This window comes from Paludibacterium yongneupense DSM 18731 (assembly GCF_000422925.1).
Taxonomy (GTDB): Bacteria; Pseudomonadota; Gammaproteobacteria; order Burkholderiales; family Chromobacteriaceae; genus Paludibacterium; species Paludibacterium yongneupense.
Genome location: NZ_KE383961.1, coordinates 84,619 through 109,847 on the forward strand (window position 1 = coordinate 84,619; position 25,229 = coordinate 109,847).

At 62.1% G+C, this 25,229-nt stretch carries 21 protein-coding genes and 1 tRNA gene; 7 read left to right on the plus strand and 15 right to left on the minus strand.

The genetic code is table 11. The features are described from left to right. Nucleotide 1 precedes the first annotated feature (1 nt). The 8 genes from G520_RS0119775 to G520_RS0119810 form a co-directional block, all read right to left on the minus strand. Complete coding sequence (locus G520_RS0119775; RefSeq protein ID WP_028537168.1) at nucleotides 2-808, minus strand: prepilin peptidase; 807 nt, start codon at nucleotides 806-808, stop codon at nucleotides 2-4. Next, entirely contained in the window at nucleotides 809-1,996 is a 1,188-nt protein-coding gene (locus G520_RS0119780) for a type II secretion system F family protein (RefSeq protein WP_028537169.1), read from the minus strand. It lies immediately after the preceding gene. Nucleotides 1,997-2,007: 11 nt separating this feature from the next. Continuing rightward, nucleotides 2,008-3,132, minus strand: a complete 1,125-nt coding sequence (locus G520_RS23580) for a GspE/PulE family protein (RefSeq protein ID WP_051229540.1) — start codon at nucleotides 3,130-3,132, stop codon at nucleotides 2,008-2,010. Between the two features lie 140 nt (nucleotides 3,133-3,272). Beyond that, on the minus strand, nucleotides 3,273-4,424 hold the full coding sequence (locus tag G520_RS0119790; RefSeq protein WP_028537170.1) for a porin: 1,152 nt from the start codon (nucleotides 4,422-4,424) through the stop codon (nucleotides 3,273-3,275). A 429-nt stretch (nucleotides 4,425-4,853) separates the two neighbouring features. Beyond that, nucleotides 4,854-5,993 carry a porin gene (locus G520_RS0119795; protein ID WP_028537171.1) on the minus strand — a complete coding sequence of 380 codons (1,140 nt, stop codon included), beginning with the start codon at nucleotides 5,991-5,993 and terminating at the stop codon, nucleotides 4,854-4,856. 402 nt (nucleotides 5,994-6,395) lie between these two features. Further along, on the minus strand, nucleotides 6,396-7,826 hold the full coding sequence (locus G520_RS0119800) for a cryptochrome/photolyase family protein (protein ID WP_028537172.1): 1,431 nt from the start codon (nucleotides 7,824-7,826) through the stop codon (nucleotides 6,396-6,398). 45 nt (nucleotides 7,827-7,871) lie between these two features. Further along, on the minus strand, nucleotides 7,872-8,141 hold the full coding sequence (locus G520_RS23585; RefSeq protein ID WP_036666642.1) for a ComEA family DNA-binding protein: 270 nt from the start codon (nucleotides 8,139-8,141) through the stop codon (nucleotides 7,872-7,874). A gap of 40 nt (nucleotides 8,142-8,181) precedes the next feature. Then, nucleotides 8,182-9,003: a cytochrome C assembly family protein gene (locus G520_RS0119810; RefSeq protein WP_028537173.1), complete on the minus strand. Its 822-nt coding sequence runs from the start codon at nucleotides 9,001-9,003 to the stop codon at nucleotides 8,182-8,184. Nucleotides 9,004-9,113: 110 nt separating this feature from the next. Between G520_RS0119810 and ffh the strand changes: the two genes are divergently transcribed. Then, complete coding sequence (gene ffh, locus G520_RS0119815; RefSeq protein ID WP_028537174.1) at nucleotides 9,114-10,466, plus strand: signal recognition particle protein; 1,353 nt, start codon at nucleotides 9,114-9,116, stop codon at nucleotides 10,464-10,466. A gap of 63 nt (nucleotides 10,467-10,529) precedes the next feature. Beyond that, entirely contained in the window at nucleotides 10,530-11,900 is a 1,371-nt protein-coding gene (gene purB, locus G520_RS0119820) for an adenylosuccinate lyase (RefSeq protein ID WP_028537175.1), read from the plus strand. Nucleotides 11,901-11,977: 77 nt separating this feature from the next. Here purB and G520_RS0119825 read toward each other — a convergent pair whose 3' ends face one another. The 5 genes from G520_RS0119825 to G520_RS0119845 form a co-directional block, all read right to left on the minus strand. Then, nucleotides 11,978-13,279 (minus strand): glycoside hydrolase family 130 protein, encoded by a 1,302-nt coding sequence (locus G520_RS0119825; RefSeq protein ID WP_028537176.1) that lies wholly within the window; start codon nucleotides 13,277-13,279, stop codon nucleotides 11,978-11,980. Nucleotides 13,280-13,309: 30 nt separating this feature from the next. Beyond that, nucleotides 13,310-15,772, minus strand: coding sequence for a glycosyltransferase family 4 protein (locus tag G520_RS0119830; RefSeq protein WP_084637724.1), 2,463 nt, complete (start codon nucleotides 15,770-15,772; stop codon nucleotides 13,310-13,312). Between the two features lie 570 nt (nucleotides 15,773-16,342). Further along, a tRNA-Met gene (locus G520_RS0119835) sits at nucleotides 16,343-16,419 on the minus strand. A gap of 70 nt (nucleotides 16,420-16,489) precedes the next feature. Then, the gene (locus G520_RS0119840; RefSeq protein WP_028537178.1) at nucleotides 16,490-17,101 is read right to left on the minus strand and encodes a thiol:disulfide interchange protein DsbA/DsbL; all 612 of its coding nucleotides are present in this window, start codon (nucleotides 17,099-17,101) and stop codon (nucleotides 16,490-16,492) included. 14 nt (nucleotides 17,102-17,115) lie between these two features. Next, nucleotides 17,116-17,886, minus strand: a complete 771-nt coding sequence (locus G520_RS0119845) for an SPOR domain-containing protein (RefSeq protein WP_028537179.1) — start codon at nucleotides 17,884-17,886, stop codon at nucleotides 17,116-17,118. A 255-nt stretch (nucleotides 17,887-18,141) separates the two neighbouring features. On the opposite strand from G520_RS0119845, the gene G520_RS23590 reads away from it, so the two are divergent. From G520_RS23590 to G520_RS23600, 4 genes are read left to right on the plus strand one after another with little or no spacing between them, the layout of a single operon-like run. Continuing rightward, nucleotides 18,142-18,750 (plus strand): paraquat-inducible protein A, encoded by a 609-nt coding sequence (locus tag G520_RS23590; RefSeq protein ID WP_036666643.1) that lies wholly within the window; start codon nucleotides 18,142-18,144, stop codon nucleotides 18,748-18,750. After that, nucleotides 18,747-19,379, plus strand: coding sequence for a paraquat-inducible protein A (locus G520_RS23595; RefSeq protein WP_051229541.1), 633 nt, complete (start codon nucleotides 18,747-18,749; stop codon nucleotides 19,377-19,379). Before G520_RS23590 ends, G520_RS23595 begins: the two co-directional genes overlap by 4 nt. Continuing rightward, entirely contained in the window at nucleotides 19,376-21,013 is a 1,638-nt protein-coding gene (locus G520_RS0119860; protein ID WP_036666645.1) for a PqiB family protein, read from the plus strand. Before G520_RS23595 ends, G520_RS0119860 begins: the two co-directional genes overlap by 4 nt. Continuing rightward, the gene (locus G520_RS23600) at nucleotides 21,010-21,552 is read left to right on the plus strand and encodes a PqiC family protein (protein WP_036666646.1); all 543 of its coding nucleotides are present in this window, start codon (nucleotides 21,010-21,012) and stop codon (nucleotides 21,550-21,552) included. The genes G520_RS0119860 and G520_RS23600 overlap by 4 nt, the downstream gene beginning before the upstream one ends. A 19-nt stretch (nucleotides 21,553-21,571) precedes the next feature. Here G520_RS23600 and G520_RS0119870 read toward each other — a convergent pair whose 3' ends face one another. Continuing rightward, nucleotides 21,572-22,282 (minus strand): GntR family transcriptional regulator, encoded by a 711-nt coding sequence (locus G520_RS0119870; protein WP_051229542.1) that lies wholly within the window; start codon nucleotides 22,280-22,282, stop codon nucleotides 21,572-21,574. A 344-nt stretch (nucleotides 22,283-22,626) separates the two neighbouring features. Here G520_RS0119870 and G520_RS0119875 point away from each other — a divergent pair, with 344 nt between their 5' ends. Then, on the plus strand, nucleotides 22,627-23,790 hold the full coding sequence (locus G520_RS0119875) for a porin (RefSeq protein WP_028537182.1): 1,164 nt from the start codon (nucleotides 22,627-22,629) through the stop codon (nucleotides 23,788-23,790). Nucleotides 23,791-23,801: 11 nt separating this feature from the next. Here the strand turns inward: G520_RS0119875 and G520_RS0119880 are convergent, their stop codons facing one another. Beyond that, nucleotides 23,802-25,202 (minus strand): MFS transporter, encoded by a 1,401-nt coding sequence (locus G520_RS0119880; protein WP_028537183.1) that lies wholly within the window; start codon nucleotides 25,200-25,202, stop codon nucleotides 23,802-23,804. Nucleotides 25,203-25,229: the final 27 nt, after the last annotated feature.

The window sequence follows — 25,229 nt, forward strand, 5'->3', positions numbered from 1 at the left end:
GCTATCCATACCAGTACCACGACATTATTGCATCGCCCCACACCCAGGCCAACCACCCGGCCACAGCAAGAAAAGGGCCAAAGGGCATCGGCTGCCCCAATTTCAGCTGCGAACGCACCATGAGCAGGCCGCCGACCACGACCCCCGCCATCGACGACAGCAGGATGACGAGTGGCAAGGCGTGCCAGCCCAGCCAGGCGCCAAGCGCCGCCAGCAATTTGAAATCGCCATATCCCAGCCCCTCGCGCCCGGTCGCGAGGCGGAAGCCCCAGTACACGAGCCACAGGACCGCATACCCGGCCGCCGCCCCGGTCACCGCCTCGTATAGCGGCACCCGCGCGAGAAAAGGATTCAGCAGCAGCCCCGCCCACAGCAGTGGCAGCGTCAGCGCATCGGGCAGCACCTGCTCGCGCCAGTCTATCGCCGCCAGGGCCAGCAGTACGGCGCTCAAGATCCAGCCGGCGCACAGTTCTAGCGGCATGGGCGCGCGCCAGGCGACAACGACGAAAGCCAGGGCAGCCAACAGCTCGATCAACGGATAACGCCAGGAAATGGCAACGCCGCAATAGGCGCAACGGCCGCGCAGCAGCAAGAAGCTCAGCACGGGAACAATCTGCCACGCTCGCAGGCGCTCGCGACACTGCGGGCAATGCGAAGGCGGCCACGCAAGGTTGTAGCGCGCATTCGCCTCCCCCATGCGCGGCAGGCGATACACGACCACGTTGAGGAAACTGCCCGCCATGAGACCGAGCACGGCGGCCAGCAACAGCCGCAACGGCATAGAGAGCGCCAGCGCTGCGATTTCCATTCAGTTCACCACCTGTCCGATCTCGAAAACCGGCAAATACAATGCCAGCACCAGCGCGCCAAGCACGCCTCCCAACACAGCCATCAGCGCCGGCTCCAACAGTCGCGTCAAGGTCGCCAGCGCGATGCCCGCTTCCTCGTCGAAGTGGTCGGCCACGGTTTCGAGCATGCCCTCCAGCGTCCCCGACTCTTCACCGACAACGGTCAGCTGCACGAACACAGGAGCGAAAACACCGCTCGAGCGCATGGCCTCGTGCAGAGCCCTGCCATGGGACACCTCGTCCACCATCGCCCCCCCCGCCCGCGCAAAAACCGCGTTGCCACACGCGGCGGCGGCACACCCCAGCGCGACGTCCAGCGACACCCCGGCTCCCAGCAGAGCGGACAAGGTGCGGGCGAGATCGGCCTGAGCCGTCACCGCCAGCACCGGTCCGAGCAGCGGCACGCGAAGAATGACACGATCGCGCCACAGGCGCAAAACCGCGCTGCGTCGCAGAAGGACGGGCCACCCCGTAGCCGCTCCAAGAACGAAGGCCGGCAGCAGCCAGCCGACATGCAGCAAGCAGTCGGAGACGCGCAGCGCAAGGCGCGTGGGTGCAGGCAGGCGGGCACCGAAACTCGCGTACAGATCCGTGAACGCGGGCACCGCATATAAAAGTATGACCGCGCTCATTCCCACGGCGACCAGCAGGGTCAAGGTCGGGTACAAGGCGGCAGCCCACAGCCTGGCGCGCACAGCCTGCACCTGTTCCAGCCGCCGCGCCAAACGGGCGAGCATGTGATCGAGCAGCCCCCCGGCCTCACCCGCCGCTATCATCTGGCAGTAGACGGCATCAAACTGATGCGGGTGGCGGGACAGGGCGCGTGCCAGCGGCAAACCGGCCAGCAGATCCTCGCGAATCGCATCGAACAAGCGCACGGCCCCCGGCTTGCGCCTCCCACGGGCCACGATATCGAAAGCGGCCAGCAGTGAGACCCCGGCCCGCAATAGCGTGGCCAGTTCGCGCGTGACCTGCACCAGCTCGCGCCGCCCGAGCCTCGGCGCGGCGGGAATGACGCGCACCAGCTCAACGATCGCGATGCCCTGCCCCTTCAAGCGGGCTCGCGCCACCGCCGCGCTTGATGCGCGTAGCTCGCCACCGCGGCCATCCCGCGAGCGCCAGCGCCAGAACCGCTCCCCCGCCATCATCCGCCCTCCTGCTACAGTGCTGCCATGGCTTCCGCCTGCGACGTCACACCCTGTCTGACTTTTTCGCGCGCCGCGTCCGCCAGATCGAGCATGCCTTCCCGACGGGCCTGGGCGGCCAGTTCGTCCACCGCGGAACCGGACATGACGAGCCGGCCCAGATTCCAGGACATCGGCATCAACTCGAAAACACCGACCCGCCCGCAATAGCCGGTTCCATGACAGAGCGAGCACCCCACGGCGATGAACGTCCCGCCTCCGACGCCGGAGGGCGGCATCTCGCGGCGGCGGCAGTGCGGACACAGCCGCCGCAACAGGCGTTGCGCGACCACCAGCGACAGCGTCCCGACCAGACTGAACGGAGCGACCCCCATATCGAGCAACCTGGCCAGGCTGCCCGGTGCATCCCGCGTATGCAGGGTCGCCAGGACGAGGTGTCCGGTATGCGCAGCCTTGATCGCGATATCCGCCGTCTCCAGATCGCGGATCTCGCCGACCATCATCACATCGGGGTCCTGGCGCAGAAACGCGCGCAAGGCAACGGCGAAGCTCAATCCCGCCTTGTCGTTGACGGCAACCTGGGCCACGCCGGGAAGCGGAATTTCGACCGGATCTTCCACCGTCGCGATTTTTCGCTCCGGTGCGTTCAACACTTGCAGCAGGCTGTAGAGCGTTACGGTCTTGCCGCTCCCGGTCGGCCCGGTCACCAGCACGAGGCCGCTGCGGCGGCGGATCGCCGCCAGCAGCGTATCGCGTTGCGCCGGTTCCAGCCCGAGCCGGGACACGTCGAGCATTTCCGAGCTCGTCCCTTGCAGTCGCAAGGCCACGCTCTCGCCATACAGGGTCGGCAGGGTGCTGACCCTGACGTCCAGCACTTGCCCGTCGCCCCGGCTCAATCGCATGCGCCCGTCTTGCGGTATCCGCCTTTCCGCGATGTCGAGACCGGCGAGCACTTTCACTCGGGTGATGACGCCCACGGCCAGCGATGCGGCGGGCGCCGGAAGCGGGTGCAGCACGCCGTCGATACGACAGCGGACGCGATAGCCGTCGGCCAGGGGTTCGAGATGCAGATCGGACGCCTGCCGCTCCACCGCCTGCTGGACGACCTGGCGCAAAAAACGGACAGCCGGTGCTTCCATCTCGTCTCCCCGCCCCGAAAGCCAGAGCCAGGGAAAACCATAGCCTTGTGCGACACGCCTGGCCAGAGGCGGTGGCGAGCCCATGAAAAAGGGCTGCCGAGGCAGCCCTTTCAACTGGCGGATGAATCCGTCGCCAATGCTTAGAACGAGTGGGTCATGCTGACGCCAACGGTGCGGATCGTGGTATCCGACGTATTGCCCGAGCTGTCGGCAGTCGCCGCAGTCGAGTTCGCGCCGAACTTGATGTTGCCGTAAGACACGCCGACGGTGGTGCGCTTGGACAGCAGGTAATCCACGCCCGCTACGTATTGGCGATAGCCGCTGTTGTTGATGGTGCCGGACAGGTTGTCCTTTTGGTCCCAGCCCTTGGCATAAGACAGTTTCGGACGGAAGCTGCCGTAGGTGTAAGCCACGGTCACGGCCGCTTCGCGCGTCTTCAACTGACGCGCTGCCGCGTTGACCGCATTGCCGTTCACCACGATGCTGCTGCTGTCGCCGGAGAAGCCGTCTTCCCAGTCGTAGCCCGTCGCGGCCTGGTAGCCGACGGCGGCAAACAGCTTGTCGTCGTTGTAGCCGACTTCAAGGCGATGAACATGCGCAGCGGCATTGTTCGAGGTTGCGCCGGACGAGGTCTGACCCGGGTTGCTTTCGTGCTGATAAGCGTAGTGACCGAAGAAGTTGTGGTTGCTGTAGTTCAGGCCCAGTTCGCTGATGTTGGATGCATCGCCGCTGCTGGTCTTGTTCTCGCCGAAACCATAACCGATATTGCCATCGAAGCCATACAGCGTCGGGCTGTCGTAGCGTACCGAATTCTTCAGACGCTGGCCGGTACGGGTGAACACGCCCAGACCGTTGGCGCCGCTGGACAGGGTGTTATCCACGGAGGCGGTGCTGGTCGCCGTATGACGCGCCTTGATGCCGCTGTCGTTGTAGTTCCATTGGTCAACCGTGCCCAGGTCTTCCAGCGAGTTGTTCACGTTACCCAGGCGGATCTTGCCGAGGGTGTTGCTTTGCAGACCGACGAAACTCTCGCGCGAAGCGAAGGTATCGGATCCTGTGCCGTCCATATGCAGGCGGCTTTCGACTTGCCAGATGCTGGACAGGCCGTTGCCCAGGTTTTCGTTACCCTTGAAACCCAGGATGGAAGTGTAGTCATCGACACGGGACTGCGAGCTGCCCTTGGTCGTGTTGTCGTTTTGCAGGCCGGCGTTCAGGGTGCCGTAGATGGTCACATCGGCCATGGCGGCCATCGGAAGCGCCAGCAGTGCGGAGGCGATCAGTGTTTTGTTCATCGTGTCATTCCTTTCGAAAAATGAGGCGTCCGCGATCGCCGTCAATGGTCGGCGCGGACTGTTCTAACCACGATCACCTGTGGTTTATGACCCCGACTATAGGACGGTTGTTGCGAAATTACAAAATGGATAGTTAAAAAAGAGACACTATGAGTGAATGAGTCTTTACCGCAATACCGATAACACAATGAAAACAAAGGAATTATTACGAAATCGCCGCGTTGCGGTGATGCAACACAACAACATTTGACAGATCAATTGTTGTAATTACGCTAAATAACGAGTCTTAACATAGCTATTTTTGGCATAAAAACAACACACGGCGACCCGAGGAAGGCCCCCTGATCGGACGATATCCCGAGAGAAACGCGGCATGAACGGAACGGGGCTGCCGCAGCAGCCCCGTTTTCAAGGACCAATGAATGGCGTTCAGAAGTTATGACTGAGTCCGAGCGCCAAAGTTCTCAGCGTCGTGTTTTTTCCTTCGTCCGCCGCATCGGCCGTGGCGACAGAGGCGTTCTTGTCGAAGCGGATCACTCCCGCACTCACCCCCACCGTGGTGCGCCGGGATAGCTGGTAGTCGACGCCGGCGACAAGCTGGCGATAGCCGCTCTCGGTCAGGCGACCGGCGAAGCGGTCTTCCTGATTCCAGCCGCGCGCAAGTGACAGCTTCGGCCGGAACGCCCCGATGGCATAGCTGGCAGTCAGCGCCGCTTCGCGCGTCCGAAGATCGCGCTGCGAAGCAGAGTAAGTCTGATCGCCGATCAGGCGCACTCCGGACTTCGAGCCGGACAGGCCGTCGCTCCAGTCGTAACCGAGGCCGCGCTGGAGGCCTGCCACCACCAGCAAGCCCGAATCGTCGTATCCGGCCTCGATGCGGTGGACATTGGCAACACGGGAAACGCTATTGGCCGCCTCGCCGGGATTCGCCTCTCGCATGTATCCGTAACGGCCGAAAAACACACCGTGGCGGTAAGCGGCCCCCAGCGCGACCACATCCGACGCCCTGCCTGTCGCGGTCTTGTTCTCTCCAAAACCGTACGTCACGTTAGCGCTGAAACCGGCGAGCTCCGGCGAGTCGTAGCGGATGGCGTTTTTCAGCCTCTGCGCGGTACGCGTAAAAATGCCGAGACCGTTTGCCCCGAATGACATGGTATTGGGGGCGGCGCCCCCAGCCCTGTCGTAACGGCTCTGCAACGAGGTGGAGTAGGACCATGGATCGACCTGCCCCATATCATTCAGAGCCGAGTCCAGGTAGCCGACGCGCACGCTCCCCATGCTGGCGCTCTTCAAGCCGACAAATGTCTGCCGCGTCGCGAACCCCTCGCTGTCCTTGCCATCGGCATGAACCCTGTTTTCGACCTGCCAGATGGCTTTCAAACCGTCGCCAAGCCCCTCCTCGCCCTTGAAGCCGACGATGGAAGTGTAATCCTCGACCCGCCCCTGCTTCTCGCCATTGCTGAGCATGTCGCTTTGCACACCCGCTTTGAGCTGCCCGTAGAGAACGACATCAGCCAGAGCGAACAGCGGACACGCCATCATGGCGGCCACGATAATTTTTTTACCCATCGCTATCTTCCTTTATAAAACCGGGTTACCGGCCTCCAAGCCAAAAAACGGACATGAAGTGCATTCCCACGGCATTTACGTGAGATGGAAGCGAATATAGCGATCGAGTTTTGTCGCGACAAAGCTGCGCGGTTGCGCGCCGATTATAAACAACAGCAATGATATTGATGGTATTTATAAGATATTGTTTTTAATGGCATCGCAAACAAAAACAACATGTATCAAATAAACCACAAATTGACATATATCTCTTACAAATAAAAACATGGAAATAAATATTAGAAACAACGAGAAAATTAAGTTTTCAGATGGGATAGGACAAGGACAATAAGCAAGAGGGCCTGCCATTGCGGCGAAAACGGAAGAAACACGAAACGCCGTAGCGCACGCGCCACGGCGGGATCAGCACGCTCGGAAGCGGACCCATGCCGCCAGAGCGCGCTCGCGGCCGAACTTCAAATCGACTCGTGGCAACGGGTAGTCGCGGCCGAGCACGATACCGGCCTCGTCCAGTACGGCAGCGGGGGCCTCCCAGGGGCGATGCAGGTAAGCAGCGGGCAGCGCGGCCAACTCGGGCAGCCACTGCCGCACATAATCACCGTCTGCATCAAAGCGCTCCCCCTGCAGCACCGGATTGAACACGCGAAAATACGGCGCGGCATCGGCGCCGCAACCGGCGGTCCACTGCCAGCCCAGAGTATTGCACGCCAGATCCGCGTCGAGCAGCGTCTCGCGAAACCAGTCCGCTCCCGCCTGCCACGGCAGCAGCAGACTCTTGGTCAGCACGGACGCCACGAGCATACGCACACGGTTATGCATCCAGCCGCTTTGCCACAGCTCCCTCATCCCGGCGTCGACGATCGGAATACCGGTTGCCCCGCATTGCCAGGCAGCGAGATCGCCGTCGTCGTCACGCCAGGGGAAGGCGGCAAAGCGCGCATCCAGGGCCTCGCGTGCGGTATGCGGAAAATGGACTAGCAGATGATGGGCGAACTCGCGCCAGTACAGTTGACGCTCGAACGCTTCTGCGCCGGACCCGCCAGGCGCAGCGCGGCACGCTTGCAACACCTGCCGGGGACCGATTTCACCAAAGTGCAGGTAAGGCGACAGGCGCGACGTACCCGAGCGCACAGGGTAATCGCGCAAAACGGAATAGTCGGCAAGCCCGCAGGCCAGAAAATCGCTCAACGCCCGAAGCGCCCCCGCCTCGCCCGGACGCCAGCGCTGAGCGAACCCTGCATCCCAGCCCCGGTGCGGCAGCAAATCGAGAACATCGACATGTGTTCCGGCGACAAAGGCCGGGAGCATGTCGGGAGCGGCTTCGGGCAAGGCAGGCGCCGTCGCTGCGCGGCAGGCCTTCCAGAATGGCGTGAACAACCGGTACGGCTCCCCCTTGCCCGTTGCGATGACCCCGGGTTCGTGCAGCAGGCTGGCATTGAAACTCGCGACCTCGACCCCGGCAGCAGCCAGTCTGGATTGCACGTGCCGGTCACGTGCCACGATATCCGGGTCATACAAGCGATTCCAGTACACGGCAGTGGCTGCTACGTCGCGACACAGATCGAGCAGCGTTTGCCGCGCCGGACCGCGAAGCACGAGCAAGCCGCTCGCTCGTGCGCGCAAGCTCTCGTCCAGGGCCGACAGCGCATGATGCAGCCACCAGCGGCTGGCAGCGCCCGGAGCCGAATCGCCTTCTTCCTCGGACGAGTCGATGTAGACGGGAACAACCCGCTCGTAGCGGCGACAGGCCGCCAGCAAGGCGGGATTATCGGTCAGCCGGAGATCGCGGCGAAACCAGAGCAGGCAGCAGGAACCGCGTTCAGGGCTGGACATATCGGGGCTCCGGTGGAGAAACGGCAAGCAAACGCGGAGCAACGCTCAACGCGGCGCTGGAAACATCAGCGGCCCCGGCGTCAACTCTCGACGCAGGCGCTCGACAGTACGCGGCCCGAAACCCGGCACCTGGCGCAACTCGTCCAGTGTCCTGAACGGGCCATGCCGCAAGCGGTACTCCACGATGGCGCGCGCCCTGGCCGGGCCTATTCCCTTGACCGACTGCAGCTCCCGCTGCGAAGCCGCATTGAGATCGACCGCCGCCAGAGTGGGCATCGAGAACAGCAGCAAGAGAAGGAAAAACAGCGCTTTCATGTCGCCCCCCCGCGGCCGCCAGCCGCAGGCGCAGCCGGCGTCAGGGGCGATGCAGTATCAATTCGAGCACTATCTTGCTACCGATATAGGCAAGCATCAAGGCCGCGAAGCCGGCCAGCGTCCAGCGTATGGCCACCCGGCCGCGCCAGCCGCGCAGACGGCGGCCGAGCAGCAACAGGCCGAACAACAGCCACGACATCACGCCAAACACGGTCTTGTGCGTGAACATGGCCGGCTTGCCGAACAACTCTTCGGAAAAGACGGATCCGCTGACCAGGCTGACACTCAGCAGAGAGAAACCGACGGCGATCACCTGGAACATCATTTTTTCAAGCGACAGCAACGGAGGCAGGCGCCGCACCAGCGTCGAGCCGCGCTTGTCGTGCAGCGCGCGTTCCAGCGCCAGCATCAACAAGGCGATCAGCACCGCAATCGCAAACAGGCTGTAGGCCAGCACCGACACCAGAATATGCAACACCAGCGCCGGGCTGCCTGGATCATGCAGGATGTGATCGCCGGGAAAGAACTGGGCAAAAGCCAGACTGAGCATGGCCAGCGGCATCATGAACAGCTGCAAACCATCGAGTCGGTAGAAAAAACTGCATGTCCAGTAGATCACCAACATCAGCCACACCACCAGCGCCAGCACCCGTCCGACGCCAACGGACAGGACCGCGCCCTGCGCGAACGGCGCCAGCACGGCCAGGGCATGCAACAGCAACAGGCCGCCGAGCAACAGGTACTCGCGGCGCAGATTGCGCGTAGAGGCCGACTCGTCCTGCCAATGCAGCAGTACATGCCTCGAAAGTACCCCATAGGCCAGAATCAGCACGAGGGTCAGCAGGGGAAGAAAACCGTTCATCGAATATTTTTGCTGTTCGTTGGCGGGCGCGCGCCCGGCGTGTCGTGTAAAATGGATAGTTTGAAAGTCTACACCAACCTGCTCATTGTTGGCAGGCAGAAGGACGGCAAATGCTTGATAACCTTACCAACCGCCTGTCCGGCGTCATCAAGACGCTGCGCGGTCAGGCGCGTCTGAGCGAAACCAATATACAGGACGCGATGCGCGAGGTGCGCATGGCATTGCTGGAAGCCGACGTGGCACTGCCTGTCGTCAAGACCTTCATCGCCCAGGTGAAGGAACGCGCACTGGGGCAGGAAGTCATCGGCAGCCTGACTCCGGGCCAGGCACTGGTCGGCGTGGTCAACGACGAACTGACGCGGCTGATGGGGGCCCAGAACGACGCACTCAATCTGGCCGCAGTGCCGCCGGCCATCGTACTGATGGCTGGCCTGCAGGGCGCGGGCAAGACCACGACCGTCGGCAAGCTGGCCAAGCGCCTGAAAGAAACCCAGAAGAAAAAAGTTCTGGTCGTTTCCGCCGACGTATACCGCCCTGCCGCCATCGAGCAGTTGAAGCTTCTGGCGGAACAGGTCGGGGTCGAGTGGTTCCCGTCCGACGGCAGCCAGAAGCCGCTGGTGATCGCCGAAGCGGCGCTGGACTACGCGCGCCGGCACTTCTTCGACGTACTGATGGTCGATACCGCGGGTCGACTCGCCATCGACGACGCGATGATGCAGGAGATCAAGTCGCTGCATGCCGCGCTCAATCCGGTGGAAACCCTGTTCGTGGTCGATGCCATGCAGGGGCAGGATGCGGTCAACACGGCTCAGGCATTCAACGAGACCCTGCCGCTCACCGGCGTCGTCCTGACCAAGATGGACGGCGACTCGCGCGGCGGCGCGGCGCTTTCGGTGCGCCACGTCACCGGCAAGCCGATCAAGTTCATCGGTACCGGCGAGAAGCTGAACGGGCTCGAGCCGTTCCATCCGGATCGCATGGCCAGCCGCATTCTCGGCATGGGCGACGTCCTGTCGCTGATCGAAGACGTACAGAAGGGCATCGATCAGGACGAAGCCGCGCGCATGGCCAAGAAGCTCAAGGCGGGCAAGGGCTTCGATCTGGAAGATTTCAAGGCGCAGATCCTGCAGATGCGCAATATGGGCGGCATGGCCAGCTTGCTGGAAAAAATGCCGGGGCAGATGGCCGAAGCCGCCAAAGGCATAAAAGGCGATGAAGCGGAGAAAACCATGCGCCGGCTGGAGGCAATCATCAACTCGATGACGCCGCAGGAACGTCGCAAGCCCGAGATTCTCAAGGCCAGCCGCAAACGACGTATCGCCGCCGGTGCCGGCGTGACGGTGCAAGAAGTGAATAAATTGCTGACCCAGTTCGAGCAAACGCAAAAGATGATGAAACAGTTCTCCAAGGGCGGGATGATGAAAATGATGCGCGGCATGAAGGGCATGATGCCCGGCATGTGACAACGGCCGCCCAGCCTATTTTGTAACCGCCGTAGATCGGCATTCGTTTGGAAGCAATCCGTCATGACTCTGTCTACCTTGACCGCACTCAGCCCGCTGGACGGTCGCTATTCCGCCCAGGTTGAAGCGCTGCGAAACATATTCTCCGAATACGGCTTGATGAAAGCCCGCATCCGCGTCGAGCTGGAATGGCTCAAGATGCTTGCGGCAGAGCCGGCCATCGGCGAAGTCAAGGCGTTTTCGGATGCAACGATCCGGGAAATCGACGACATCATCGCCAACTTCAGCGTCGAACACGCAACCGAGGTCAAGGCGATCGAAGCGCGTACCAACCACGACGTCAAGGCGATCGAATACTGGTTGAAAGAACGGCTCTCGGGCAATCCCGAAGTCATGGCCGCCAGCGAGTTCATCCACTTCGCCTGCACCTCGGAAGACATCAACAACCTGTCGCACGCGCTGATGCTGAAAACCGCGCGCAATACCGTGCTGCTGCCGACGCTGGACGAGGTTGCTGCCCGCCTTACGCAGCTGGCGCACGAACTGGCGGACGTGGCGATGATGAGCCGCACCCACGGCCAGCCGGCGACTCCGTCGACGCTGGGCAAAGAACTGGCCAACGTTGTGTACCGCCTCAAGCGCCAGCACGAACAACTGGTCCGCCAGGAGCTGCTTGGCAAGATCAACGGCGCGGTCGGCAACTACAACGCTCACCTGGTCGCCTATCCCGAAGTGGATTGGGAAAGCGTGTGCAGCCGCTTCGTCGCCGGCCTCGGCCTGAGCTTCAACCCCTATACCATCCAGATCGAACCGCACGACTACATGGCCGAGCTGTTCCAGACCATGATCCGTGCCAATACCATCCTCATCGATCTGAACCGCGACGTATGGGGATACATCTCGCTCGGCTACTTCAAGCAGCGGGTAAACAAGAACGAAGTCGGCAGTTCGACCATGCCGCACAAGGTCAACCCCATCGATTTCGAAAACTCGGAAGGCAACCTCGGCATGGCCAATGCCATGCTGGCCCACCTGGCCGAGAAACTCCCGTTGTCCCGCTGGCAGCGCGATCTGACCGACTCCACCGTGCTGCGCAATATGGGGGTCGCCTTCGGCTACACCCTGCTCGGCCTCAAGGCGGGCCTCAAAGGCCTGAACAAGCTGCAGGCCAACCCGGCCGCGCTGGCGGACGACCTCGGCCACAGCTGGGAACTGCTGGCCGAGCCGATCCAGACCGTCATGCGCCGCTATGCGATTGCCAATCCGTACGAGCAATTGAAGGAACTGACGCGCGGCAAGGATGGGATCACACGCGATACGCTGGCGGCGTTCATCCGCAATCTGGAAATCCCGGAACACGAAAAGACCCGCCTGCTGGAGCTGACTCCGGCCGCCTACACCGGCAAGGCCGCCGAGCTCGCCCGTCGCATCTGAGCCGAACAAGCGGCTCGCGCCAGGGACGAAAAGCCCGGTTTCATTGCGAAACCGGGCTTTTTCACACCTACGGCCTTTCAGCCGTAGAGATGATGCAACAACGCGTCGATCTTGATGGTCGCGAAGTGACAGAAAGTATCCGAAACGGCGTAAGGCAGAACGATCATGTCGCGGTGCCGCATCGCGCCGCAGGTATAGACCACATTCGGAACGTAGCCCTCCCGCAGCGAGGGCTCGGGCCGCACCAGCGGCTCATGCGAACGCGCAATCACCTTGGACGGATCGTGCTTGTCGAGCAGCACGGCACCGATCGAGTATTTGCGCACCGGCCCCACGCCATGAGTGAACAGCAGCCAGCCTTCGTGCAGCTCGATGGGCGAACCGCAGTTGCCGATTTGCACGAACTCCCAGGGAAACTCCGGCCGCATGATCGCCTGCCCATCCTCCCATACATGCAGATCGTCCGAATACAACAGGTAGAGATTCTCGTTATCCTGGCGGCCTATCATCGCGTAATGGCCATCGATCTTGCGCGGGAAAAGCGCCATTCCCTTGTTCTGTGCGGCGCGGCCACTCAGCGGCCGCATATGGAAAGAGACAAAATCCCGGGTTTCGATCAATTCGGATCGAATCGCCTTGCCGCTGTAAGCGGTATAGGTCGCATAGTAGGTCGTCTCGCCCTCGCCGTCCTCGAAAGCGACGAAACGCGCATCCTCGATCCCGTTCGACTGCGCCGCCGTCACCGGAAACAGGACGCGCTCGCTGATCGCCTCTTCCGGCCGGAACATCACATCGACTTCCTCCCCCAGGGGGTCGGCCACCCGCTTGCTCACATAGGGGATGGAGGCCAGCCGCGGCGTAGGCTCGATCGAGATGTCGCCCGCGGCCGAAACGGTGCCGGATCGAAAGGTCAGAGATGAGACATGCCCCTCCCCGACCGCACGCAGGCTCAGCACAAAGCGCAGCCCCCCCTCCCCCACCCCGGACTGATCGGGGTCGGGAACGATGCTCGGATTGAACAGCGCCGCAGCTTCAAACGAGTATTCGTGCAGGAAATACGCACCGATCAGTTGACGCTGTACCGAAGTAAAGACGGTGTGTGCGGTGAAGGTATCCTCCATCTCGTGCGCGCGCGCCTCGAATGTTTCCAGTAAATTGCGATGCCGCCCCTGAAAATTCTCGAGCACCTCGGCCAATTGCCGCTCGGCAGCGTCGGCGGCAAGTGCCAATACATGCTCGACAATATGGTTGGCACGGTTGATATCGGTGGCCTGCAACTCCCTGGGTTCCGGTGCCAATTTGAAGGAACGCACGATGACCCGCGCCGGATCGGGACGCAGGGACAAGGGCTGGTGCTGCAACAGAGGATGTTTTGACACGATGGCCTCCCGGCTCTGGACGCAGGACGATTAACGCAAAGACTGGCGCCGGCGCACGGGACGCGAGGCCATGCGCATTTCCAGCAAGGCGAGCAGATAGGAAACGACCGACTCGCCGCCGCGATTTTCGTTCGGCCGATCGGCATGCAAACCGTCGCGACAACTACCGTTGTCAAGATCGACCAGAGGCACGGCCAGATCGTTGCCGCCGAGGAACCAGGCAAAGGCCTGCCCGGCCGCCACCGTCCAGTCGCTGTGATGCCTAGCGCGCTTGGCGGCCAGGCAGGCCGATATCGTCGCAGCGGCTTCCAGCGGCTGTTGATCGAAGGGCTTGGGCAGCATCCTCTTGTCGCCGAAAGTGTCCGAGCCGACCGGACGAAAGAAACCGGCGCTGGCGGTCTGCATTTTTATCAGCCAGCTCAAGGTGCGCAGACCGGCATCCACATACGCGGGGTGGGAAAGGCGCAAACCGGTGGCAATCAGCGCTTGCGGCAAGCGGGCATTGTCATATGACAGCCCGTCCTCGAACCACACCCAATCCGGCATCTCGGCAAAGGCCAGCAGGGCGAGCAGCCGGTCGGCCAGCAGACGCTGCATGCCTTGCGCCGCCGCATCGGCCGGAGCCGTCGCGCAGTATGCGTCCAGGCCAAGCAATGTCAGCGCCCAGGCGCGCGGCGAGGTGAACCCTTCCACCGGTGGCAACGCTTCACGCATCAACGCCGCCGCCCAACGGCGACGGGATGCGCTGACATCGTCGCGCGCGCACACGCCCAGCGCCCACAGGGTACGGCCATGGCTGTCTTCCGAGCCACGATCCTCCAGCCAGCGCCGATCGAAACCCATGAAATTACGAAAACGGCGCGTATCCGGATTCCAGGCATGCTGGACAAAGGCGGCCAGCCGCGCGACCAGAACGTCCGGCAGCGGCGTGGCCCCGGCCTGATTCAAGGCGCACGCCACCAGCAGGGCGCGGGCATTGTCATCGACGCAATAGCCATGGCTGCGATCCGGAACCGAGTGGATCGCATGCTGAAAAAGACCGGTGTCGTCGCACATCGACAAAAAATAGCCGAGTTCGACTTCGGGGAGCACGCCCGCGTCAACCGGCGCCGACTCGCCTGTCCGGAGAACGGCCGCCCGATGCTCGCGCCCCACCTGCTCGAAAACGGCAAGATACTGCTGTGCCGTACGCTCCCAGGTCATGCAGCGGCTGCTGGCATACGCGCGCAAGCGCATGGCCAAGCGGCGCGGCTCGTCGCTCAGCAGGCGTCCGATTGCCGTACCGATGGCGGCGACGTCGCCAAAAGGAACGAGAACACCGTGCCCGTCCGCCAACAGCTCCTGCGCATGCCAATACGGCGTGGACACCACGGCCTTGCCCGAACCGAAGCTATACGCCAGCGTGCCTGATGTCATCTGCGCCTCGGTCAGATAGGGCGTCACATAGAGATCGCACATGGCGATGAAATCGAGCAAGGTCGGCTGATCGACGAAGCGGTCGAGGAACACGACATGGTCTTCGACACCCAGTTCGCTAGCGCGCGCCTGAAGGGACGCACGATAGGATTCGCCCTGCTCCAGCAACAGATTGGGGTGGGTCGCCCCCAGAACCACGTACACGGCATCGGGACAACCGGCGACAATGACCGGCATCGCTTCGATCATGACTTCGATACCCTTGTTCGGGGAAAGCAGGCCAAAAGTCAGAATGACGGTTCTTCCGCCATAGCCTAGCTTCGCTTTTGCACGGTCGGGCTCGATAAAGGCAACGTCGGGAATGCCATGCGCGATCACCTGAATTTTCGCATCGGGCACCGCGTAGACCGAACGCAGCAGATGCCGTCCCTTTTCCGCCATCACCACGATGCGCGCCGAAGCGGCAATGAGGCGGTCCATGACGGAACGCTGAATCGGGGTCGGGTCGGCCAGCACCGTATGCAGGGTGCTCACGATCGGCATTTCGAGCCGCTCCATCAAGGCCAGGATATATTCGCCGGCCGCACCACCGAAGATCCCGAATTCATGCTGCAGCGACACGACATCCAGCCCCGCTTCGTTCAGATGCTCGGCGGCCACGATATAGTCCGCCAGGCAATCGTCGTTGATCTCCAGACGGACCGTCTCCGGGTAGTCGTAGTGATGGGCATGGTCGGTCATGGCAATGATCTGCGTATCGAGCCCCGGCCGCGATTGTGCCAGCGCCAGCTGCAGATCCGATGTAAAAGTCGCGATGCCACAATGGCGTGGCAGGGAATTGCCAATCACGCCGATGCGGGACAGTTCGGCGCCAGCGCCAGAGACCGTCGCTGCCGCGCGCAAGGAGCGCGGGAATGTCGTCCCCGAACGCGGCGATCGGTAGCAGACAATGGAAAAGGGCTCGTGCCCTGGCGCGAGCGCGCCGACAGTGGCGGGAAGCAGGGTGCCGGGCGCATGCGCGCTGATGTGTCGGGCAGATCCGATATCGCGATGACTACGTTGCGGCCTTTTGACCATAGTGGACTCCTGTGCTCGATGCGTACGGTCTGAAGAGAGCCGATCTTTATGAGTTCGAGCATGAGGGTGCGGAGCCATAAAGCGCGGTGGTGTCGCGCCGGTTGAGGCGCGCTTGACACGAAGGAAGGTATTGCCCGGTGCGGCGGTTGAACACGCGGCAACGCGTCAGGACGGAAAGGGCGGCGATTGGAGGCGGGAGAACGCACCCTTCCGGCGCGATCCGCATTCAATAGACATATAACTACACTGCCAATATGCGGCCAAACCATTGAAAATACAAGGGGAACGACGAGGAACAAGAGCGGAAGGAGGGCATGGCGCCTGCGATTTCGGCCAGGCTCAGGCAGCTGATTCATTCATTCGCACCGACCTCTTCATCCCTTATTCCGATGGACGAGGCCGGCGCTTATGCGACACGGTCCAGCCACCATTGGTTCAACTGGCGTGAGTCGATGTCATTCGTTCAGTATGGACGGCCGAACAGAACGAGAAGATAGCCCCCCAGGATAGGGGCGCGGATATGAAAAAAGCCCGATTTCGTGATGAAATCAGGCTTTTTAACGAATGCGCTGGTTGCGGGGGCAGGATTTGAACCTACGACCTTCGGGTTATGAGCCCGACGAGCTACCAGACTGCTCCACCCCGCGTCCGTTAGAGAGGCTCATAATATAGCCCGACAAAGGGTTCGTCAAGGTTTTTTTCAGGCAGGGGCCAAATTCAGTGTATTTCCTTGCGCGCCTTGGCCACCACTTCGTTCAGCACCTCGAGCAGGCGTGCCGGTTCGGCCGGCTGCAAGACATACTTTCCGGCAACGATGATGGTCGGCGTACCCTGGATGTTATAGCTGCGCGTCATCTGCGCGGCACGCGCCACCTCGGCATTCACGGCAAAGGACTTGTACACCTGCATGAAGGATGCCACGTTCACGCCTTTCTGGCTCTTCAGCCAGTTGGCCAGCGTCGCTTCGTCGCCAAGGTTCACGTGTTGATCCATCACGGCCACAAAGGCGGGATGGTTGAGCCTGGCGGCCAGATGCATCGCATTCATCGCGGCAAAGAACCGGGCCAACCCTTCCATCGGCTGCTGCCAGATGATCTGCACGCGCTTGAAATCGACATCGGCCGGCTTGCGCTCAGCCCAGGCGGTCATGCCTTCATCCAGGTGATAGCAATGGATGCAGGTATAAGAAAAGAACTCGATCACCTCGACTCTTTTCGGATTGGCCACCGGCTGGGCCGGATTCATCAGCGTGTAATCCTTGCCCTGCACGATCGCGGCATTGGCGAACCCGCTCAGCAGCATCAAAACAGCTAGCAACCACTTTTTCATCAGCTTCTTCCTGTTCAGTTATCGATCTTGACGACGACGGCGTTGATGCCGTTCTGTCGCAGCTGGAGGCGCAGGCGATCGACATCTTCCTGCCGCAGCAGCGGCCCGACGCGAACGCGGTGAACCATGCCCTTGCCCTGGATGGTGAGCGACTGGATCTTGGCTTCGATGCCGAGCAGAGCCAGCTTCGCTTTCAGATTATCGGCATCGTCCTGATTCTGGAAGGCCCCCAGCTGCAACCACGCTTTTTTGGACACGCTGGCGGCAGAAGGTTCAGCCTGATTAGAACTATCTGTCGAGGGCACCGGATCGACCTGCCCAGGCAGTATCTTGTAGAAATCGAAACGCTGGCCATTTTTCCCGTCGACGGGCTTGCCCGCATGCGGCGCTGGCTGCCGACCGGGCTGCGACGCTGCCTGCGGCGCCGGCGCAGACACAGCCGCCGACGGCGGCGTGGCGGCATCGGCGGCGGGAGCCGCGGGAGCGGGGGCCGCCGGGGGAACGGCTTCGGCACGGGGAGCGCTGGCGATGCTGGTTCCCGGCGCAAGCATTTCGGTCGGCGACTCAGAGGCGGACGCGCTCGGCTTGCGTGCGGTTTTTTCCATATTGGTGAAAGGCGTCGACGATTTACTGAGGTACATCACCACCCCGACAACGACGGCCACCCCGACGATCAGGCCAATCACCAACCCGGCCAGCATTCCGCCTCCACTGCTGCGACTGGAGCCGCCCGAGCGCGGACGCGACGAGGAGCGGGAAGAGTTTTTCAAATCGCGATTACCCATCTGCACTTACCATTTTGTTTCAAGCGTTTATTATCCACAGGAAGCGACACCCAGACCATCCCCCCGCACTGCCCGCCCGACCGCGAAGCAGGCGGGTTCACGCCGCCGCTGCGCCACGGTGGGCCATGATTCTACCAGATAGCGCCCACCATACCCGAATAGACCGGCTTATGCCGGCAAGCCTGTTTGAATTCCACGACAATTGCCTCTATCATCTGCATTTCAAGGTCATTCAGACCGATATGGCGACGCCCCATGCACCTGGTCCACGGCCTGATCGTCTGCGACGAATGCGACTCCGTTTACCGCAAGCCCGACTTGCGTCCGGGCGAAGCGGCGACATGCCCGCGCTGCGGCGCCCGCCTCGACCGCGGCACCTCGTCGGCGCGGCGCGCGCGCCAGCTTCCGCTGACGCTGGCCGGGCTTGTCGTTTTCGTGATAGCCAACCTCAGCCCCATCGTCACGATGGAAATCCAGGGCGTGAGCAACGCCACCACGCTGTGGCAGGCGGTGCTGTCGCTGTACCGGCAAGGCATGCTGCCAATCAGCGCGGCCGTCTTCTGCACCGCCATTCTTTTTCCGCTCACCCTGCTGGCCGCGCATATGGTCCTGCTATGGCCGAATTCGCAGAACCGGCACCCCCGGGTGTTCGCTCTCATCAGCCGCCTGATGTCCATGGTCAGACCCTGGGTCATGGTCGAGGTGCTACTGCTCGGCATTCTGGTCGCCGTGGTCAAACTGTCGCACATGGCCGAGATCGATCCCGGCGTCGGCTTGTGGGCTTACGGCGCCCTTACGGTCCTGCTGGCCTGCGTCCTGTCCAGCGGCCCTCAGGAACACTGGACCGACGGAATTCAGGCATGAGCACGACAGAACGTCCGCCCCGAGCCCGGGACATCGGGCTGGTACACTGCCATCATTGTGGCGCGGTATGGAGCGCAGCCCCGCCGCACGCGCGCTGTTCGCGCTGCGGCTGCAAGCTGCATGCGCGCAAGCCCGATTCGATCGCACGGACCTGGGCCTATCTGCTCGCCGCCTGCATACTTTATATTCCGGCCAATCTGCTGCCGGTGATGGTGACGCGCGGCCTGCTCGGCGAACAGAGCGATACCATCATGAGCGGCATCGTCTACTTCTGGGTCACCGGATCATGGTCGCTGGCGGCCATCGTATTCATCGCCAGCTTTCTGGTGCCGCTGCTGAAGCTGGTGGCACTGCTTTTGCTGCTTGTCTGCGCCCAGTTCAAGACCCGCTGGCGACGGCGTCAGCGGGCGTGCCTGTACCGACTGGTAGAAGCGGTTGGCCGCTGGTCGATGCTCGATATCTTTGTTGTCACACTGCTTGCCGGACTGGTGCAACTGCAGTCGCTGGCAACCATCACCGCCGGCCCCGGGGCGCTCTCCTTCGGAGCGGTGGTTGTTCTGACCATGCTCGCCGCGCAGAGTTTCGACCCGCGCCTGATATGGGATACTGGAGACCCGACACCACCATGAGCGAAAATCACCTCTCGACCATCCCCGACACCCTGCCAGAGCCGCAACGCACTCCTCCGCGGCGCTGGCTGCCCGGCCTGGTCTGGCTCATCCCGCTGATCGCCGCGGCGGTCGGTCTGTCGCTCGCCGCACATGCGATCCTGTCGCGCGGCCCCGAGATCACGCTGAGCTTTCTGAGCGCCGAGGGACTTGAAGCCGGCAAGACCCGCGTCAAATTCAAGGACGTCGACATCGGCACGGTTCAGCGTATTGCACTCAGCCAGGACAGCCGCAAGGTCCTGGTCACGGTCCAGCTCGCGCGCGAAGCCGAACAGTTCGCCGCCGCGGACTCCCGCTTCTGGGTGGTTCGCCCCCGAATAGACGTCGGCGGAGTCTCCGGGCTCAATACCTTGTTCTCCGGGGCCTATATCGGCGTCGACGCAGGACATTCCACCCTGCGCAAGACCGAGTTCACCGGACTGGAGACGCCGCCCAGCGTGACCCGGGACCGCTCGGGTCGCCAGTTCGTTTTGCATGCCAGCGATCTCGGCTCGCTCGATATCGGTTCGCCGGTCTACTACCGCCGCGTCAGGGTCGGACAGGTAGTTGGCTATAACCTGGATGAAAATGGCAAGGGCGTCACGCTGCACGCGTTCATCAATGCACCCTACGATCGCTTTGTCGACGGCAATACCCGCTTCTGGCATGCCAGCGGTTTCGACCTCAAGGTCGATTCCAACGGGGTCAGACTCAACACTCAGGCCCTGGCGACCGTCATGCTGGGCGGAATCGCATTCCAGACCCCGGAAGATCAGGGCAGCACCCCGCCCGCGCTCGAGAACACCGATTTCGCCCTGGCCGCGGACCAGGACAGCGCCTTGAAAGCGCCCGACGGCAGCGCCGCGGTCGCCGTGCTCAATTTTTCGCAATCGCTGCGCGGCCTGGTGCCAGGCGCCCCGGTCGACTTCCGCGGCGTCGTCATCGGCCAAGTCCTGTCGCTGGGCGTAGACTACGACGCCAAGCGGCAGGAGTTCCGGATGCCGGTCGTGATACAGCTCTACCCCGACCGTCTGGGCAGTCGCTTCCACGACGCCCAGAGTCATGAGAGCGAGAGCCTCAAACGCCAGCATTTCATGGCTCTGGTCGCGCGCGGCCTGCGCGCGCAGTTGCGCACCGGCAACCTGTTGACCGGCCAGCTCTACGTCGCCATCGACTTTTTCCCGAAAGCGCCGCCGGTCAAACTGGATGAAAGCCGGGTGCCGATCGAGTTGCCCACCATTCCCAATAGCCTGGATGAAATCCAGGTGCAGTTGGCCGATATCACCAGCAAACTGTCCAAGGTGCCGTTCGACAAGATAGGGCGCGATCTGCATACCACACTGAATTCGCTCGATGCCACGCTCAAACGGTCCGAAACCCTGGTCGGTCACCTTAACGACGATGTGGCGCCGCAAATGGTGGCGGCGATGAAGGACGCGCGCAGCACACTCGCCAACGCCAACCGTCTGCTCTCAGGCGATGCGCCACTGCAGCAGGACGCGCGGCGCACCTTGCAGGACCTGTCGCGGGCCGCGGTTTCGCTACGGGTTCTGACCGATTACCTGGAACGCCATCCAGAGGCGCTGATTCGCGGCAAACAGGAGGAAAAACCATGATTGCACGACGACTCGTCATCGCGGCAGCACTTGCCGTCGCGGGCTGCGCCTCGGCTCCCATCCGCTACTACACGCTGACGCCGCCCGGCGCAGGACAGAGCGGGCCGATACGCCAGATCGAGTTGGCGACGCCCAGGGTTCCAGAAGGCCTGCAGCGCCCGCAACTGGTCCTGCGCCGAAGCGCGACGCGGCTTGATGTCGTCGAGACGGCGCGCTGGACGACATCGTTCGACATGGAGTTGCAAGCCGCGCTGGCCTACGGCCTCGCGACCGAACTGCCAGCGGGAAACGGCACGCTTCCAGCGCTGCGCGTCGCAAGCGCGTTGCGGCAGTTCGATGCCCGTCCGGGCGTAGGAGTGGATGCGCAATTCGAATGGACGGTCAGCGATGGCGATGCACATTGGAGCTGCCAGCGGCGCCTGTCACAACCGGCAAGCGGCGATACCGACTCACTGGTGTTCGGCATGCAGACTCTGGTGCGCGATGCGGCGCACCAGATCGCATTGAGCATACGGCAGCGCCACTGCCCGTCGCTGTAAGCGCACTGGGACAGCCGGCCTACAGCTCGAACCAGTCGGGATGCAAGCGGCTGACCTGCTCCAGCGTCGTTTGCAGCTCGCGCAAATGCACATGCATCGCGGCGGCGGCCGCCTCCGCATCGCGCAAGCGCAGCGCGGCCAGCACCCCGGCATGCTGGCGCAGCAACACATCAAGCGAAGAAATATCGCCCAGGGTCAGATAACGCACACGATCCATATGCGACTTGATGTTCTCCAGAAACTGCCAAGCCCGCGGGCAGTCGACCGCCGCTGCCAGCGTGGCATGAAAGACATCGTCCAGATCGAGAAAGCCGGCGAAGTCGCGCTGCGCGACCGCCCTCTCCTGCTGCTGAATATTCAACTCCAGTGCGGCCATCTGCCGTGGCTGGACCAGTTCGGCCGCCTTGCGCACGATGGCGGTCTCAACCGCGTCGCGGATGAAGCGCCCCTCTCTTATCTGCCGCAGCGACACTTTGCTGACATAGGACCCCCGCTGCGGCAGGACCCGAACCAGCCCAGCCTCTCCCAGCTTGATCAGCGCCTCGCGCACCGGCTGCCGCGAGACACCGAACAGTGACGACACATCCTTCTCGGACAACAGAATGCCAGGCAGCAACACACACCGGACGATGGCCCGTCTCAAGACCAGATAAACCTGCTGATTGACCGGCTGCAGCGCCTGCGGATCAAAGGCAGTGGCAAGGCCGGCGGGCAATTCGCTTTTCTTCATCGACAATCCTGACAGGACGGCATGGGGGGAAGTACCTACGGTTTGCGTCCATATTTATCCTGACATCATAGGTTACCCCCTGCGCCGGCTCAACAGGCCTCTCCCCCTTGCGATCCCATTCATTTTCGCTCTCGACATCGCTTGTTGATTTCAATCAAAAAGCGCACGCATGCATTCAAAATAAAATCACTTCGAACAAATAATTACATACAGAAGCGTGGTAAAGATCGTTTTTTTGCGAAAACATGATCGATTAATGAAAAAATAGCTCAACTCAAGCATATGCATCACTCAGCCGGAACGCACCCTGCGGCCGACTTTTCACGCCACCCCTGGAGCTCCAAATGAAAAAACGAATGATCGCCGCCGCCATAACGGCCATCGGCCTCTCCCCGCTGGCCCAAGCCGACGTCACCCTTTATGGTTTCATGAGCGCAAGCGTCGAATCGGTCAAGGCCACCGGCAATGGCAGCGCAAGCAATGAAATGGGGGCGCGCCTGCGCGTCGAGGACCAGAACTCGCGTATCGGCATCAAGGGCAACGAAGATCTCGGTAACGGCACGCGCGCCATCTGGCAAGTCGAATCGGCCCTGCGCAACTTCGAGCAGGGCGGCACCACCGACACCGGGACCTCGGCCGTGTTTGCGACCCGCAACACCTTCGTCGGACTCGACAATTCGCGCTACGGCACGATTCAGCTCGGCAACCATGATTCATCCTACCGCCGTCTGACCACGATCGCGATCGGCCAGAACGTGATGGCCGATACCACCGCCGATATCAGTGCCAACAACAACTCCACGATCGGCAACCGCGGCGACACACGCCTGGCCAACTCGGTACATTACACCACCCCGGTAGTGGGCGGCCTGCAAGTCGGGCTGTCCTGGGGCGCCGACGAAACGCGTGCCAGCGACACCAATCAGGCACAGACCAACCGCGCACGCTATACCGCCGCCGCGCTATACACCCACGGCGGCTTGAAAGTGGCCGCAGGCTTCGACCGGACGAACGATACCGCCGCCAAACTCGGCACCGGCAGCTTCAACACCGCTTACGCCGGCAAAAACCGCAGCTTCTATAAAGTGGCAGCTGCCTACCGCTTCGTCACCAACACCGCCCTGATCGGCGACTACGAATATGGCAGCTACGGCTCGGCCACCGGCTCGTCTGACATGAAACAGAGCGACTGGACGATCGCGTTGACGCAGGACTTCGGCGCCGCCACGCTGAAAGCGGCCTATCACAAACTGGGAAAGCTGAGTAATGCAACGACAGGCACACCCGAGCAATGGGCGGCCAAGCAGTGGATACTTGGCGGAACCTACAATCTGAGCAAGCAGACCCAGTTGCTGGCCTACTACACCCGCCTGCAGAACAATACGCTGCAAAATGCCAACTTCGGTGTTGACGGACTCTACAGCAGCGGCAACGGGACGACCTCGGCGGCACTCGCCGCCGGCAACACCCTCACCGCCATCGGTGCGGGCATCAAGGTCTGCTTCTGAACGCAAGCGGGCTAGCGCAAGTCGGGGGCAGGATGGACATCGCCTGACCCCGATGCCCGTCGTCCGAGCCTCAGACAACTCACACCGGCGGCACCCAGCGCAAAAACGGCAGCCAGCAGAAGACTGTAACGCGTACCGCTGGCAGGAAACAGACCAAACATCAGGGCGACCAGCGATGCACCCGATGTCTGTCCAAGCAAGCGCGCGGTCCCCAGCATGCCACTGGCGCCGCCACTGCGGTTCGGCGGCGCCGCAGACAACATGGCGAAATTGTTTGGCGACTGGAAAAACCCGAACCCGATACCACAGACCCCCATCCGCCATGCGATATCGAGATTGCCGGGTCCGGCCGGCAAACTTGCCAGCAGCAACAGTCCCAGTGCAAACACCGACAAGCCGACCCCGCCGAGCAGTCCCGGTGAATAGTTACGCTCGACCAGGCGGCCGGCGACAGGCGCCACCACCATGATGGCCAGCGGCCATGGCGTGAGCAGCAAACCCGTTATGGATGCACTGCGCCCAAGCGTTTCCTGCAGATAAAACGGCAAGGCAACCATCGCCAGCATCTGCGCACAGAACGAACACATGGACGTCGCTATCGACAAGGCAAATACGGGAATACGCAGCAGATCGAGCGGCAAGAGTGGCGCGCTCAAGGTCATCTGCCGCCGCACGAAGACAAACCCCACCGCCAGCGCGAACAGGAGAAGCAACAGCAGCGGCATCCGGTTGCCTTCATGGCCGAAACCATCGATGCAAATGATCAAGGCACCGAAAGTCAGGGCATTGAGGATGGCGCTCGGCACGTCAAAACGGCCGACGGACGGAACCGGGTTAGCCGGCAGCGCCTTGATGCCGATGGCAAAGGCGACGATGCCGACCGGGAGATTGATGGCAAACAGATACTGCCAGGGCGCAACCGCCAGAATGCCGGCGGCGACGGTCGGGCCGGCCGCCGACGACAGAGCCACGATAAGCGCATTGAGCGCCATCCCGCGCGCCAGATGCTTCCTCGGATAGATCACTCTGATCAGCGCCGTATTCACGCTCATGATGCCCGCCGCGCCGAAGCCCTGTGCCGCCCGTGCCAACGTCAGCATGGGCAGGCTGTGCGACAGCGCACAGAACAGCGAGGTCAGGCTGAACACGGCAAGACCCGTTTGATAGACGCGGCGGTAACCGAACTGATCACCGAGCGAAGCCAGAGCCAGCAAAGACACCGTGATCGCCAACTGATAGGCATTGACCACCCAGATCGACGATGCCGGGCTGGCATTGAGGTCGCGAGCGATGACAGGCAGAGCCACATTGGCGATCGCACCGTCAAGAACGGAAAGACTGATTGTAAGAGCCACCGTGGCGATAGCCCAGTAGCGTTGCGGGGTGGGTACCCCATCGAACGGCGTATTCATGTGACTCAGACGATTCCAGCATGCTCG

Excerpts from the sequence above, each read along its gene's own strand:
- G520_RS0119775 (WP_028537168.1), bottom strand. The coding sequence starts at position 808 with ATGGAAATCGCAGCGCTGGCGCTCTCTATGCCGTTGCGGCTGTTGCTG.
- G520_RS0119780 (WP_028537169.1), bottom strand. The coding sequence starts at position 1,996 with ATGATGGCGGGGGAGCGGTTCTGGCGCTGGCGCTCGCGGGATGGCCGC.
- G520_RS23580 (WP_051229540.1), bottom strand. The coding sequence starts at position 3,132 with ATGGAAGCACCGGCTGTCCGTTTTTTGCGCCAGGTCGTCCAGCAGGCG.
- G520_RS0119790 (WP_028537170.1), bottom strand. The coding sequence starts at position 4,424 with ATGAACAAAACACTGATCGCCTCCGCACTGCTGGCGCTTCCGATGGCC.
- G520_RS0119795 (WP_028537171.1), bottom strand. The coding sequence starts at position 5,993 with ATGGGTAAAAAAATTATCGTGGCCGCCATGATGGCGTGTCCGCTGTTC.
- G520_RS0119800 (WP_028537172.1), bottom strand. The coding sequence starts at position 7,826 with ATGTCCAGCCCTGAACGCGGTTCCTGCTGCCTGCTCTGGTTTCGCCGC.
- G520_RS23585 (WP_036666642.1), bottom strand. The coding sequence starts at position 8,141 with ATGAAAGCGCTGTTTTTCCTTCTCTTGCTGCTGTTCTCGATGCCCACT.
- G520_RS0119810 (WP_028537173.1), bottom strand. The coding sequence starts at position 9,003 with ATGAACGGTTTTCTTCCCCTGCTGACCCTCGTGCTGATTCTGGCCTAT.
- ffh (WP_028537174.1), top strand. The coding sequence starts at position 9,114 with ATGCTTGATAACCTTACCAACCGCCTGTCCGGCGTCATCAAGACGCTG.
- purB (WP_028537175.1), top strand. The coding sequence starts at position 10,530 with ATGACTCTGTCTACCTTGACCGCACTCAGCCCGCTGGACGGTCGCTAT.
- G520_RS0119830 (WP_084637724.1), bottom strand. The coding sequence starts at position 15,772 with ATGGTCAAAAGGCCGCAACGTAGTCATCGCGATATCGGATCTGCCCGA.
- G520_RS0119840 (WP_028537178.1), bottom strand. The coding sequence starts at position 17,101 with ATGAAAAAGTGGTTGCTAGCTGTTTTGATGCTGCTGAGCGGGTTCGCC.
- G520_RS0119845 (WP_028537179.1), bottom strand. The coding sequence starts at position 17,886 with ATGGGTAATCGCGATTTGAAAAACTCTTCCCGCTCCTCGTCGCGTCCG.
- G520_RS23590 (WP_036666643.1), top strand. The coding sequence starts at position 18,142 with ATGCACCTGGTCCACGGCCTGATCGTCTGCGACGAATGCGACTCCGTT.
- G520_RS23595 (WP_051229541.1), top strand. The coding sequence starts at position 18,747 with ATGAGCACGACAGAACGTCCGCCCCGAGCCCGGGACATCGGGCTGGTA.
- G520_RS0119860 (WP_036666645.1), top strand. The coding sequence starts at position 19,376 with ATGAGCGAAAATCACCTCTCGACCATCCCCGACACCCTGCCAGAGCCG.
- G520_RS23600 (WP_036666646.1), top strand. The coding sequence starts at position 21,010 with ATGATTGCACGACGACTCGTCATCGCGGCAGCACTTGCCGTCGCGGGC.
- G520_RS0119870 (WP_051229542.1), bottom strand. The coding sequence starts at position 22,282 with ATGAAGAAAAGCGAATTGCCCGCCGGCCTTGCCACTGCCTTTGATCCG.
- G520_RS0119875 (WP_028537182.1), top strand. The coding sequence starts at position 22,627 with ATGAAAAAACGAATGATCGCCGCCGCCATAACGGCCATCGGCCTCTCC.
- G520_RS0119880 (WP_028537183.1), bottom strand. The coding sequence starts at position 25,202 with ATGAATACGCCGTTCGATGGGGTACCCACCCCGCAACGCTACTGGGCT.